Source organism: Streptomyces sp. NPDC057543 (genome assembly GCF_042801895.1).
Classification (GTDB): Bacteria; Actinomycetota; Actinomycetes; order Streptomycetales; family Streptomycetaceae; genus Streptomyces.
Genome location: NZ_JBHVFF010000238.1, coordinates 1 through 13886, shown reverse-complemented (window position 1 = coordinate 13886; position 13886 = coordinate 1). Strand labels below are relative to the sequence as shown.

At 68.2% G+C, this 13886-nt stretch carries 5 protein-coding genes and 1 tRNA gene; 1 reads left to right on the top strand and 5 read right to left on the bottom strand.

From position 1 onward, the window contains the following. Window positions 1–51: 51 nt before the first annotated feature. From ACFU8Q_RS30735 to ACFU8Q_RS30720, 4 genes are all read right to left on the bottom strand, one after another. Window positions 52–852 (bottom strand): helix-turn-helix domain-containing protein, encoded by an 801-nt coding sequence (locus ACFU8Q_RS30735; protein WP_384459999.1) that lies wholly within the window; start codon window positions 850–852, stop codon window positions 52–54. 203 nt (window positions 853–1055) lie between these two features. Next, window positions 1056–3821, bottom strand: a complete 2766-nt coding sequence (locus ACFU8Q_RS30730; RefSeq protein ID WP_384459996.1) for a DNA translocase FtsK — start codon at window positions 3819–3821, stop codon at window positions 1056–1058. 293 nt (window positions 3822–4114) lie between these two features. Then, a complete protein-coding gene (locus ACFU8Q_RS30725) occupies window positions 4115–4789 on the bottom strand; it encodes a two-component system response regulator (protein WP_384459993.1) in 675 nt (224 codons plus the stop codon). Window positions 4790–5036: 247 nt separating this feature from the next. Next, window positions 5037–10502 (bottom strand): HAMP domain-containing protein, encoded by a 5466-nt coding sequence (locus ACFU8Q_RS30720; RefSeq protein WP_384459990.1) that lies wholly within the window; start codon window positions 10500–10502, stop codon window positions 5037–5039. Between the two features lie 401 nt (window positions 10503–10903). Here ACFU8Q_RS30720 and ACFU8Q_RS30715 point away from each other — a divergent pair, with 401 nt between their 5' ends. Further along, a complete protein-coding gene (locus tag ACFU8Q_RS30715) occupies window positions 10904–13531 on the top strand; it encodes a SpoIIE family protein phosphatase (protein WP_384459987.1) in 2628 nt (875 codons plus the stop codon). 96 nt (window positions 13532–13627) lie between these two features. Here the strand turns inward: ACFU8Q_RS30715 and ACFU8Q_RS30710 are convergent. Further along, window positions 13628–13700 (bottom strand) — tRNA-Thr (locus ACFU8Q_RS30710). Window positions 13701–13886: the final 186 nt, after the last annotated feature.

Sequence of the window (13886 nt, the reverse complement as noted above, 5' to 3'; positions counted from 1 at the left end):
CCGCGTTGCTGATACCGCTGCCGGTACCGCTCGGGAACGTGTGTATACGGGTCAGCCGACCGCCGGGTCGCCCTTCGTGTACGAGAGCCGCTCGACCTGACCGGGCTGGAACTTCTCCTCGACCTTCTTGCCGTTCACGAAGAGCTCGATGGCCCCGGCGTTGCCGAGGACGAGGTCGACCCGCTCCTGGTCCTGGAAGGTCTTGGACTGGCCCTGGGCCAGCAGGCCGTCGAACAGCAGCCGCCCGTTGTGGTCCTTGGCGGAGATCCAGCTCTTGCCCTGACTGGCGCTGAGCTTCACCGTCACCTTGTCCCTGGGGGCCGCGGCGATGGCACCGTCGGAAGGCACCGGCTTGGGATCGACGGGCTTGCTGGTCTTCTGCTCGGGGCTCTTCGTGTTGGGCGTCGAACCTTCCGCGACCTGCGTGGCCGAGGGGCCGTCGTCGCCGCCCTTGAAGAAGGTGAAGCCGACGAAACCGACGACGGCGACGATCGCCGCGACCATGGCCGCCGTCCAGTTGGGCCGACGGGGTTCGGAACGGATTCTCTCGGCCTCGAACAGCGGCGCCGCGGGCGTGGGTGCGGGACGGCCGCCATGCTCGGCGTCGTACTGCGAAACCAGTGGTTCCGGATCGGTCCCGACAGCACGCGCCAAGGTACGGATATGGCCGCGCGCGTACACGTCGCCGCCACAGCGGGAGAAGTCGTCCTCTTCGATCGCGTGCACGATGGGGATGCGCACCCGGGTGGACAAACTGATCTCTTCGACCGTGAGACCTGCGGCGATACGAGCCTGCTGAAGCACTCGACCGATCGAAGGCCGGTCGTCTTCGGGGGAGTTGCCGATGGACACGGGGGCGCCTTTCGAGCGTGAGCCACCTGCTGGGCGTTCAGTCTAGGGGGGGTACGAAAGGGTGAGGCAACCGGGAGGAAGGACTTTGTACGCCATCGGACTCGAACACTGTCCGATGCTCCGGGCCACCTCTGGAAGGTCAATCCTGCCGTCCCTCCCTCCAACTTGACGTACGACCCGGCGAAACGGTTGCCCGACTTCACCTACGAAGCGGTTTCCCCGCGGATCAGTGCCAACACCCCGTCCAGCTCGTCCGGTTTCACCATGACGTCGCGCGCCTTGGATCCCTCGCTCGGCCCGACGATGTTCCGCGACTCCATCAGGTCCATCAGCCGGCCGGCCTTGGCGAAGCCGACCCGCAGCTTGCGCTGGAGCATCGAGGTGGATCCGAACTGGGTGGAGACAACCAATTCGGCGGCCTGGCAGAGCAGATCCAGGTCGTCGCCGATGTCCTCGTCGATCTCCTTCTTCTTGGCGGTGCCGACCACCACGTCGTCGCGGAAGACCGGCGCCATCTGATCCTTGCAGTGTTGGACGATGGCCGCGACCTCGTCCTCGGTGACAAAGGCGCCCTGCATACGGGTGGGCTTGTTGGCACCCATCGGCAGGAACAGACCGTCACCCTTTCCGATGAGCTTCTCGGCGCCGGGCTGGTCGAGGATGACCCGGCTGTCGGCCAGCGAGGACGTGGCGAAGGCGAGCCGGGAGGGCACGTTCGCCTTGATCAGGCCGGTGACGACGTCGACCGAGGGACGCTGGGTCGCTAGCACCAGGTGGATACCGGCGGCGCGGGCCAATTGGGTGATGCGGACGATGGCGTCCTCCACGTCGCGCGGAGCGACCATCATCAGGTCCGCGAGCTCGTCGACGATCACCAGCAGATACGGGTACGGGGAGAGCTCGCGCTCGCTGCCCTCCGGCGGCTTGACCTTGCCGTTGCGGACGGCCTGGTTGAAGTCGTCGATGTGCCGGTACCCGAACGCGGCCAGGTCGTCGTAGCGCAGGTCCATCTCCCGTACGACCCACTGGAGCGCCTCGGCGGCACGTTTCGGGTTGGTGATGATCGGCGTGATCAGGTGCGGGATGCCCTCGTACGCGGTCAGCTCGACCCGCTTGGGGTCGACCAGCACCATCCGCACGTCGTCCGGCGTCGCCCGCACCATGACCGAGGTGATCAGGCAGTTGATGCAGGACGACTTGCCGGAACCGGTCGCGCCGGCCACCAGCACGTGCGGCATCTTCGCCAGGTTGGCCATCACATAGCCGCCCTCGACGTCCTTGCCGAGCGCGACCAGCATCGGGTGGTCGTCCTCGGCGGCGTCCGCGAGGCGCAGCACATCGCCGAGGTTGACCATCTCCCGGTCGGTGTTGGGAATCTCGATGCCGACCGCCGACTTGCCCGGGATCGGGGAGATGATCCGGACGTCGGGACTGGCGACGGCGTACGCGATGTTCTTGGCGAGCGCGGTGATCCGCTCGACCTTAACCGCGGGGCCGAGCTCCACCTCGTACCGGGTGACCGTCGGTCCGCGGGTGAAGCCGGTGACGGCGGCGTCGACCTTGAACTCGGTGAATACGTTCGTCAGGGCCGCGACGATCGCGTCATTGGCGGCGCTGCGGGTCTTGCCCGGCCCGCCGCGTTCCAACAGGTCGAGCGAGGGCAGCGCGTAGGTGATGTCGCCGGAGAGCTGCAGTTGTTCGGCGCGGGCCGGCAGCGGCTGGGACTGCGAGCGGTCGGGTGCGGGCTTCGTCAGATCGGGTACGCCGCCCGAGGGCGCCGCCCCCTTCTCCTGTTTCCCTGCCCCGGTGGCGGGCTCGCCCTCCCGGGCGCCCGGCACCGGCGAGCCCGGGCGTTCGCGCTCGACGGAGACGCCTTGGGTGAGGTCGGCGACGATCGGCGAGGGCGGCATGCCGTTGAGTACGGCCCCGTCGAGCGCGGCGGCCGCGGCCGCCGCGACGTCCACCGCGTCCATGGTCCGGTTCATCGCGGGCTGCACGGAGGGCCTGCGCGGCCGACGGCGCTGGGAGAGCGCGTCGGCCTCCGCCTCATCGGGGTCGTACTCCGCGGGCGCTCCGGTGCGGCGCGCGGAGGAGCGGCGGGAGCGGGCGGGCAGTGCCTCGCGCCACTGCTCGTCGTAGCGCTCGTCGTCGTTCTCCTCGTCGGCCTCGGGGTCGTACACCGGGTCGAGGATGCCCAGCTTGGTGCCGAGCAGCCGGAGTCGTTGCGGAATGGCGTTCACCGGGGTGGCCGTGACGACGAGCAACCCGAAAACGGTGAGCAGCAACAGCAACGGTACGGCGAGGACCTCGCCCATGGTGTAGATCAACGGTTTGGAGGCTGCCCAGCCGATGAGCCCGCCCGCGTCCTGCATCGCCGTGGTGCCGTCGTCCCGGCCGGGCGATCCGCACGCGATGTGGACCTGTCCGAGCACCCCGATGACGAGGGCGGAGAGTCCGATGACGATGCGTCCGTTGGCCTCGGGCTTCTCCGGGTAGCGGATCAGCCGTACGGCGATGGCGCCGAGCAGTATCGGCACGAGCAGATCGAGCCGGCCGAAGGCTCCGGTGACGAGCATCTCGACGAGATCGCCGACGGGCCCGCGCAGATTCGACCAGGTGCCCGCGGCGACGACCAGTGCGAGACCGAGCAGCAGCAGCGCGACTCCGTCCTTGCGGTGTGCGGGGTCGAGTCCCTTGGCGCCGCGCCCTATGCCGCGGAACATCGCACCGACGGCGTGGGCCGCGCCGAGCCAGACGGCGCGCGCCAGGCGGTACACACCGCCGGTGGGCGACGGCGCCGGTTTGGGCGCGGCCGCCTTCTTGGCGGGAGCCTTCTTCGCGGGCGCGGTCTTCTTCGCTGCGGTCTTCTTGGCGGGCGCGGCTTTCTTGGCCGGCCCCGCGGTACGGCCGACGCGCTTCGCGGTGCCCGCCGTGCCCTGGGAACCCTTGCCGGACGTACGTGAGGCCATGGTGCCGAGGTTACCGGTGTCGGCGGCCGTGAACACGTGCGCCTGCCGCTTCACCCGACCGTGTCGCCGGGCAGAGGCCGGAAACTGACGTGCTCTCACGCCTCCCCGCCACCGGAAGTCCTGACCGGTCCACCGACCCACCAGAACGACGACCCATCAAACCGGCGAGCCGTCAAACCGCCGAACGGCCGGGACAGCGGGGCAGTTGGCCCGACGGCCCGGGCAACCGCCCGTTCCCCGCCGGAGGTCGGACCGCCGGACCGTCCCGTGGTGGAGTCGCGAGCGGTACGACGTTACGAGGGGAGCACGGTCGCGCCGCTTCCGGTGCCGGGCTCCAGCGCGTCGAGTGCCCGGCGCAGGCCCGTCAGTTTGCGTTCCAAGTGGGCGGCGGTGGCCACGGCCGCGGCGTCCGCCGACTCGTCGTCGAGCTGCTTGGAGAGCGCTTCGGCCTGCTCCTCGACGGCCGCGAGCCGCGCCGAGAGCTCGGCCAGCAGCCCTGCGGGCTCCTTCTCGTGGCCCGCGCCGCCGTTGCTGTCGCCCTCCAGCTGGAGCCGCAGCAGCGCCGCCTGCTCGCGCAGCTTGCAGTTCTTCATGTACAGCTCGACGAAGACCGAGACCTTGGCCCGCAGCACCCACGGGTCGAACGGCTTCGAGATGTAGTCCACCGCGCCCGCCGCGTAACCCCTGAAGGTGTGATGTGGACCGTGATTGATCGCGGTGAGAAAGATGATCGGGATGTCCCTCGTCCGTTCCCGCCGCTTGATGTGCGCGGCGGTTTCGAAACCGTCCATGCCCGGCATCTGGACGTCCAGCAGAATGACCGCAAAGTCGTCCGTGAGCAGCGCTTTGAGCGCTTCCTCCCCTGACGATGCCCGTACCAGTGTCTGATCGAGCGCAGAGAGGATGGCCTCCAGCGCCAGCAGATTCTCCGGCCGGTCATCGACCAGGAGGATCTTGGCCTTCTGCATCCTGGCCCGCCCTCCTCGCCCCGGAATTGCACCGGGCGCCGCCCCAGGGGACGACTCCCTTACGCCGTCCGTCCTTGTGCCGGTCATGGTAGCCGCACCCCGCCCGTCACCACACCCTGTCACCGCGATGTCACTGTGCACACAGCAGAAACGCAGCGGGGGACGAGAAGGTTCCCCGTACAGCGCGTTCTCACACTCCTGCGAGCGCAGTCGATCAACAACTCATGGCGATTCTCGCAACTAATGATCACTCTCCGCGCATCCACTGCTCCATTACGGAAAGGAGATGATCAGGATCGACGGGCTTGGTCACATAATCGGAAGCGCCGGATTCGATCGCCTTCTCCCGGTCGCCCTTCATGGCCTTCGCGGTCAGCGCGACGATCGGCAGGCCGGCGAACTGTGGCATCCGGCGGATCGCCGTCGTCGTGGCATAGCCGTCCATCTCCGGCATCATGATGTCCATCAGTACGACCGTCACATCGTCGTGCTGTTCGAGGACTTCGATGCCCACGCGTCCGTTCTCCGCGTACAGCACCGAAAGACCGTGCTGCTCCAGCACGCTGGTGAGCGCGAAGACGTTACGGATGTCGTCGTCGACGATCAGTACCTTCTCGCCGTGGAACCGGAACGCCCTGCGAGCCTCCGGTTCCTCCTGACTGCCGAGCGCCCACGGCTCCTGCGGATCGGCGGCGCGGGACGGCAGCACGGGCCGTCGCTCCGTGCCCCCCAGAGTCGTGCGGCGCCGCCGCATCAGCCCAGCGGCACCCGCGGCACCGGCGCCACCAACGGCATCGGAACCACCCGGCGCACCGGCCGAATCCTGCGCGGCGGCCGTCGGTTCAGCGCTCGGACCGGCCTCCGCAAACAGACCTTCCTCGGCTGCGGCACCATGTGTCTCACCCGGCCCCGGGCCGATCTGCGGATACCCCTGCGGCGGCAACTCGCTCGGGTGCAGCGGCAGATACAGCGTGAACGTCGAGCCGCGGCCCGGCTCGCTCGCCGCGTGGATCTCACCGCCCAGCAGCCGGGCGATCTCCCGGCTGATGGAAAGGCCGAGCCCCGTACCGCCGTACTTGCGACTGGTCGTACCGTCCGCCTGCTTGAACGCCTCGAAGATCACCAGCATCTTGCTGGACGCGATCCCGATACCGGTGTCGGTGACGGAGAAGGCGATCAGATCGGCGTCGGCTTCACGCAGCGAGCCGGCCTCCAGGAGCTGCTCGCGGATGGCGTTCGGCACGTCTTCGCCGGCCGGCCTGATCACCAGCTCGACCGCCCCGCTGTCGGTGAACTTAACCGCGTTGGAAAGGAGATTGCGTAGCACCTGGAGCAGCCGCTGCTCGTCCGTGTGCAGGGTCGCGGGAAGCTCCGGCGAGACCCGTACGGAGAAATCGAGCCCCTTCTCCGCGGTGAGCGGCCGGAAGGTCGCCTCCACATAATCGACGAGCTGGACCAGCGCGATCCGGGTCGGGCTGACGTCCATCTTGCCCGCCTCGACCTTCGTCAGATCGAGGATGTCATTGATCAGCTGCAGCAGATCGGAACCGGCCCCGTGGATCGTCTCGGCGAACTCCACCTGCTTCGGCGAGAGATTCCCCTCGGCGTTGTCCGCGAGCAGTTTGGCAAGAATGAGCAGCGAGTTGAGCGGCGTACGCAACTCGTGCGACATGTTCGCCAGGAACTCCGACTTGTACCGCATCGAGACCGCGAGCTGCTCGGCGCGCTCCTCCAGAACCTGCCGGGCATCCTCGATCTCGGTGTTCTTGACCTCGATGTCCCGGTTCTGCCGGGCCAGCAGCTCGGCCTTCTCCTCCAGTTCGGCGTTGGATGCCTGGAGCGCCTTCTGCCGGTTCTCCAACTCCTGTGATCGGTCCCGCAATTGCGCGGCCAGCTCCTGCGACTGCTCAAGGAGCTTCTCGGTCTTCGTATTGACGCTGATGGTGTTGACGCTCGTCGCGATCATCTCGGCGAGCTGGTTGAGGAAGTCCCGCTGAATATGCGTGAACGGCTGGAACGAGGCCAGCTCGATCACACCGAGAACCTTCCCCTCGAAGAGCACCGGAAGCACGATCACATGCGCGGGAGGCGCCTCGCCGAGCCCGGAGGAAATCTTCAGATAGCCCGGCGGAACGTTGTCCACCTGGATGGTCCGCTTCTCCTCCGCGGCCGTGCCGATGAGGGTCTCACCGGGCCGGAAGGATGTCGGCATCGACCCCGCCGAATATCCGTAGCTGCCCCTCATACGGAGTTCGTACGCGTTGTCCTTGTCGCTGTCCGTTCCCACCGCGTCGGTGTCACCGGTCGGCATGGCCAGGAAGAACGCACCGTGCTGCGCGGAGACGACCGGGGTCAGCTCACTCATGATCAGCGAGGCCACGTCGTCGAGATCGCGCCGCCCCTGCATCAGGCCGGAGATCCGGGCGAGATTGCCCTTCAGCCAGTCCTGCTCCTTGTTGGTGGCCGTGGTGTCCCGCAGGTTGGCGATCATCGTATTGATGTTGTCCTGCAGGGCCTGGATCTCGCCGGCCGCGTCCACATCGATCTTGAGGTTGAGGTCGCCGCGGGTCACCGCCGTGGCGACGGCCGCGATCGCCCGCACCTGACGGGTGAGGTTCCCGGCCATCTCGTTCACGGACTCGGTGAGGTCGCGCCAGGTGCCGTCGACGTCCCGGACGCGTGCCTGGCCGCCCAACTGGCCCTCGGTACCCACCTCACGGGCCACCCGGGTCACCTGCTCGGCGAACGAGGACAGTTGGTCGACCATCGTGTTGATGGTGTTCTTCAGCTCCTGGATCTCGCCGCGCGCGTCGATGTCGATCTTCTTGGTGAGGTCGCCCTTGGCGATGGCCGTGGTGACCGTGGCGATCTGCCGCACCTGACCGGTCAGATTGGACGCCATCGAGTTCACGGACTCGGTGAGGTCCTTCCACGTACCGGAGACCCCCGGAACGCGTGCCTGACCGCCCAGCTCACCTTCCGTACCCACCTCGCGGGCGACCCGCGTCACCTCATCGGCGAACGACGACAGCGTCGTCACCATCGTGTTGACGGTGTCGGCGAGTTCGGCGACCTCGCCGCGCGCCTCGACGGTGACCTTCTTCGTCAGATCGCCGTTGGCGACCGCTGACGAGACCCGGGAGATGTTCCGCACCTGACTCGTCAGGTTGTTGGCCATCAGGTTGACGTTGTCGCTGAGGTCCTTCCAGATACCGGTCGCACCGCGCACCCTGGCCTGACCGCCGAGGATGCCCTCGGTACCCACCTCGCGGGCGACCCGCGTCACCTCGTCGGCGAAGTTCAGCAGCTGGTCGACCATCGTGTTGACGGTCGTGACCAGTTCGAGGATCTCGCCCTTGGCATCGACCGTGATCTTCTTGGAGAGATCGCCGTTGGCGACCGCGGTGGTGACCTCGGCGATGTTACGGACCTGCAGGGTCAGGTTGTTCGCCATCCCGTTGACGGACTGGGTGAGGTCCTTCCACGTACCGGACACACCCTGCACCTCGGCCTGGCCGCCGAGGATGCCTTCCGTACCCACCTCGCGGGCGACCCTCGTCACCTGCTCGGCGAAGTTCGAGAGCTGGTCCACCATCGTGTTGAGGGTGTTCTTCAGCTCCAGGATCTCGCCGCGGGCGTCCACATCGATCTTCTGCGACAGGTCACCGCGCGCCACCGCCGTGGCGACCTGAGCGATGTTACGGACCTGGGCGGTGAGGTTCCCCGCCATGCCGTTGACCGAATCGGTCAGGTCACGCCACACACCGGCCACACCCGGCACCTGCGCCTGGCCGCCGAGCCGCCCGTCGGTGCCCACCTCACGGGCGACCCGGGTCACCTGGTCGGCGAAGGCGGAAAGCTGGTCGACCATCGTGTTGATGGTGTTCTTCAGCTCCAGGATCTCGCCGCGAGCGTCCACATCGATCTTCTGCGACAGGTCGCCCCGCGCCACCGCCGTGGTCACCTGCGCGATCTGGCGCACCTGGGAGGTCAGGTTCCCCGCCATGAAGTTGACGGAGTCGGTGAGCTCCTTCCACGTACCGGAGACGCCGTCGACCCGCGCCTGGCCGCCGAGGCGACCCTCCGTGCCCACGTCACGCGCCATCCGCGTCACCTGATCGGCGAACGACGACAGCTGCGCCACCATCGTGTTGACGGTGTTCTTCAGCTCCAGCATCTCGCCCGCGACATCGACGGTGACCTTCTGCGAGAGATCACCGTTGGCGACCGCCGTCGTCACCTGCGCGATGTCGCGCACCTGCCCCGTCAGGTTCCGGAACGCCGTGTTCACCGAGTCCGTGAGGTCCTTCCAGGTCCCCGCGGCCCCCGGCACCTCCGCCTGACCGCCGAGCCGGCCCTCGACGCCGACCTCCCGGGCCACCCGAGTCACTTCCGAACCGAAGGACTGAAGCTGGTCCACCATCGTGTTGACGGTGTTCTTCAGCTCCAGCATCTCGCCGGCCACGTCGACGGTGACCTTCTGCGTCATGTCACCGCTGGCCACCGCCGTGGTCACCTGCGCGATGTCGCGCACCTGGGTCGTCAGGTTCCGGAAGACCGTGTTCACCGAGTCGGTGAGGTCCTTCCAGGTACCGGCCGCCCCCGGCACCTGGGCCTGTCCGCCGAGCAGCCCCTCGCCACCGACCTCGCTGGCCACCCGGGTCACCTCGTCCGCGAAGGTGCGCAGCGTCTCGGTCATCTGGTTGATGGTCTCGGCCAGCTGCGCGACCTCACCCCGGGCGCTCACCGTCACCTTCTGTGACAGGTCGCCGTTGGCGACGGCCGTGGTCACCTCGGCGATCCCGCGCACCTGGGAGGTCAGGTTGCCGGCCATCGTGTTGACGGAGTCGGTGAGGTCCTTCCACACCCCGGCCACACCGGGCACTGTCGCCTGCCCGCCCAGCTCGCCCTCCGTGCCCACCTCTCGGGCGACCCGGGTCACCTCGGAGGAGAACGACGACAACTGGTCGACCATCGTGTTGACAGTGTTCTTGAGCTGCAGCATCTCGCCGGCCACATGGACGGTTACCTTCCGCGACAGGTCCCCCTTGGCGACCGCCGTCGTCACCAGGGCGATGTCCCGCACCTGCGCCGTGAGCCGGTACGCCATGGTGTTCACGGAGTCTGTGAGGTCCTTCCACGACCCGGACATCCCGCGCACCTGGGCCTGCCCGCCCAGCTTGCCCTCGGTACCCACCTCGACGGCGACCCGCGTCACCTGCTCGGTGAACGCCGACAACTGGTCGACCAGGTTGTTGACAGTACGGGCGACCTTCAGGAACTCGCCGCGCAGCGGCCGCACCGTCTCGTCGGCCGTGTGCGACCGCAGCTCCATACGCTGTTCGAGATCACCGTCGGCGACCGCCGACAGCACCCGCCCGACCTCCGAGACCGGCCGGGCCAGATCGTCGACCAGCTCGTTGGAGGCGTCGATGGCGGCGGCCCAGGAGCCCTCGCAGGCGCCCGTCTCCAGCCGCTCGGTGAGCTTCCCCTCACGTCCGACCACCCGCCGCACCCGGGCCAGCTCACCGGTGAGGTGGAGGTTGCGGTCGGCGACTTCGTTGAAGACCGCCGCGATCTCCGCCATCACGCCGTCGCCCGAGACGGTCAGACGCCTACGGAAGTTCCCGTCGCGCATCGCGACCAGGCCCGCCAGGAGTCTGTTGAGCGCCGCCGCGTCGACGTCCATGGTTCCATTGCGCTGTTTCTTCACGGGCTGTCCGCCTTTTGTGCGCGTGCCTGTTCCCCGCGCCGCCACGCCAGACTCCACCGTGATCCCTCCCGCAGGGGTTGACCGTATCGTTCGGGCCTTGTCTGGGACCCTGCCCAGTTCCTCATTGACTACCGCCGCTGCCCACCGTCGACGGGTGACCATGCGGACGTCAAATCGTTGAAACGTACCAGGCCCGACCCGATCGGGGTGCAGCCTCCAACGGTTGTTCCACATACCCCTGTTGGGAAGCCCACACTTGTCCGGTCCTGTGACTGTTACTGGTCGTTGCTGCCCGAAGTCGGCCCTCGTGTACCCGGTACCGAGACCGAGCGTCTAGCCTGGCAAGCGAATCGAAGCGGCGAGAAACGGGCACAGGACTCGGGGAAGCGACGAGACACCAAATGGGGAGTGCTGTGATCACCGCGCGCGCGGCTGCCACCTTCGACCCGGTAGGGCGCTCGGTCGCGACCGCCCGCACCTTTGTCCGTGACACCCTCCAAGGCTGGGGATACACGGATGTCGTCGACGACGCCGTCGTCCTCACCAGCGAGCTCGTGACCAACGCCGTGGTGCACGCGGGCACGGCAGCGGACGTGCTGTGCCTGCGTACGGAGGACGGCGTACGGGTCGAGGTCTCCGACCACTATCCGGAACGCGAAATCCCGCTCCAGAGCACAGGTCTGGACTTCGGCAGCCCGGACCGCGAGAACGGCCGCGGGCTGCTGCTCTGCGCGGCGCTCGCCTCCCGGTGGGGCGTCGAGTATTCGCCCACCCACAAACACGTGTGGTTCCAGCTCGATCTTCCCGAACGCCCGGTGGGTATCCGCTCCGCCGGCCCGCTGCTCCCCGTCGGGCTGCTCCCGGTCGCGGACGAGCGCGTCCGGGTGGCCGTCGTCCAGATCAACAGCTCCGGTTCCATCGCCGCCTGGAACGAGGACGCCGCGTTCCTCTTCGGATACACCGCCGACCAGGTCACCGGGAAACAGCTCACCGACTTCACCGCCTGGCCGCAGACGCCCGGCACCAACACCGGAATCGCCGAGGCACTGCGGCTCTCGCGCTGGGAGGGCAGTTACGGAATCCGGGGCGCCGACGGCCGCACCATCCCCGTCTACGCCTCGCATCTCCGGGTCCGCGACACCCGCGGCGAACCGTCCACGGTCTGTCTGCTCGTTCGCGACTACGAACGCGCCGTCCTCCAGTCCCCGGTCCGCGCACCGGTGTCCGACACGCACGCCGACGGCCACAAGACGGATCCGTTCGAGATCTTCATCGGCTCCCCTGCCCCCGACGACCTCGACGGCCTGCTCCAGCGCACCGTCGAGCGGGCCCGCGACATGCTCGACGCCGATTCGGCCTTCCTTCTGCTGGCGACGGACGACGAAACGGAACTGGAGGTACGGGCCACGACCGGCCTGCCCTCAGCCCGCCAGCGATTCGCCCGGGTCCCGGTGGAGGCAGGCACCGGACGTTACGGCTCCGCCCGGATGCCCGCCGTCCACGAAGACCTCGACAACGTTCCCGGCGCCGTTCCCTTGCTCGGCGGGACCGGGATGCGCTCCGTCGTCACCGTCCCGCTGAAGGTCGAAGGACGCCTCACGGGCTCGCTGGGGGTCGCCGCGGAAGCGGCCGGGCGCTACTCCAACGAGGAGGCCCTGCGCCTCCAGTTCGCCGCGGACCGCATCGCGCTGGCCGTCGAATCGGCCCGCCTGGGCGAGCTGGAGCGTCTGCGCCGCGGCTCCCTCTCCTTCCTCGTCGAGGCCTCGGACCTGCTCGCGGGCACCCTCGACCGGGACCAGACCCTGGCCCTGATGGCCCAGATGACAGTCCCCACTCTGGCCACCTGGTGCGCCGTCTACACGATCGCCGACCAGTCCTCGGAGCCGTACCTCTCCTACGTACTGCACGAGGACGAGGAACGCATCGACGGCCTCAAGGCCCTGCTCTCGAAGATCGCTCCTCCGGACCCGGTACCGACCCCGGGTGCCCGCGTCTGGGCGGCCCCGTCCGAGGCCGCACACCAGGCTGCCCTGCGTGCCTCGATGCGCACGCTCGGCCTCGGCGAACCCGGCGGGTTCGGCGCCGGCGCCCATACGACGCTCGCTACCGCCGCGGCGGTGGGCGGAGAGACCGTGGTCCTGCCGCTCGTCGCCCGAAACCGCGTCATCGGCATGCTCACGCTCGGCAAGCCCTCCGACGACCACTTCCGGCAGGAGATCCTGGAACTGGCCGAGGACCTCTCCCGGCGCGCCGCCCTGGCACTCGACAACGCCCGTCTCTACTCGGAGCGCATGGCGATCAGTCAGTCCCTCCAGCGCAGCCTGCTGCCGCCGGGTCTGCCCGAGGTCCCCAATGTCGAGATCGAGGTCATCTACCGCGCCGCGGGCGAGGGCAACGAGGTCGGCGGCGACTTCTACGACGTCTTCCCGATCCGCGACGGCGCCTACGGATTCGCCATCGGTGACGTCTGCGGTACGGGTCCGGAGGCCGCGGCCGTCACCGGTCTCGCCCGCCACGCCCTGCGCCTCCTCGCCCGCGAGGGCTTCGGCGGCCCGGCCGTCCTGGAGCGCCTCAACGCCGCCATCCTGGACGAGGGCGCCCGCAGCCGCTTCCTGACCCTCCTGTACGGGGAGCTGTGGCCGCAGGAGGACGGCAGCGCTCTGCTGAAGGTGGTCTGCGCGGGGCACCCCCTGCCGCTGCGCCTGCGCCAGGACGGCTCGGTCGAGGCAGCCGCCGAACCTCAGCCGCTGCTGGGCGTCATCGAGGACCTCGAACTGTACGAGCAGACGGTCACCCTGGCCCCGGGCGATGTCCTGCTGTGCGTGACCGACGGCGTCACGGAACGCCGTGAGGGCACCCGCATGCTCGGCGACGACGGCCTGGCCGACGTGCTGGCCACCTGTACGGGACTCACGGCCGGCGCGGTGGCTGCACGCATCCTGCGCGCGGTCGAACGCTTCGCCGCCGAGCCGGCCTCCGACGACATGGCCATCCTCGCCATGCGCGTCCCCGAACCGCCCACCACCTGACCGCCCTTCATCGGGGCCTGAGCCGCAGAGCATCAAGAAAGCATCGAGACATGCGAAAGGCCCTCACCGGATGGTGAGGGCCTTTCATCTTGCCTGAGCCCCAATGCGGAATCGAACCGCAGACCTTCTCCTTACCATGGAGACGCTCTACCGACTGAGCTATTGGGGCCTGCTGCGCTGTGGCAACGAGGTAAAGCATACCCTGAGATCAGGGGTGCTCAGAACCACTGCCCGCACTTGATTCTGACGGAGTCTCACTGGTCCAGCGTCTCTCTCCCACCACATCACTGGCCGGCCAGGCATGCCTTGCCCTGGCCGGGCGCGACGGACGCGGATGAGGCCATGAACGCAGGAA

Coding starts and splice junctions, on each gene's coding strand:
- ACFU8Q_RS30725 (WP_384459993.1), bottom strand. CDS start 4,789: ATGCAGAAGGCCAAGATCCTCCTGGTCGATGACCGGCCGGAGAATCTG.
- ACFU8Q_RS30730 (WP_384459996.1), bottom strand. CDS start 3,821: ATGGCCTCACGTACGTCCGGCAAGGGTTCCCAGGGCACGGCGGGCACC.
- ACFU8Q_RS30715 (WP_384459987.1), top strand. CDS start 10,904: ATGGGGAGTGCTGTGATCACCGCGCGCGCGGCTGCCACCTTCGACCCG.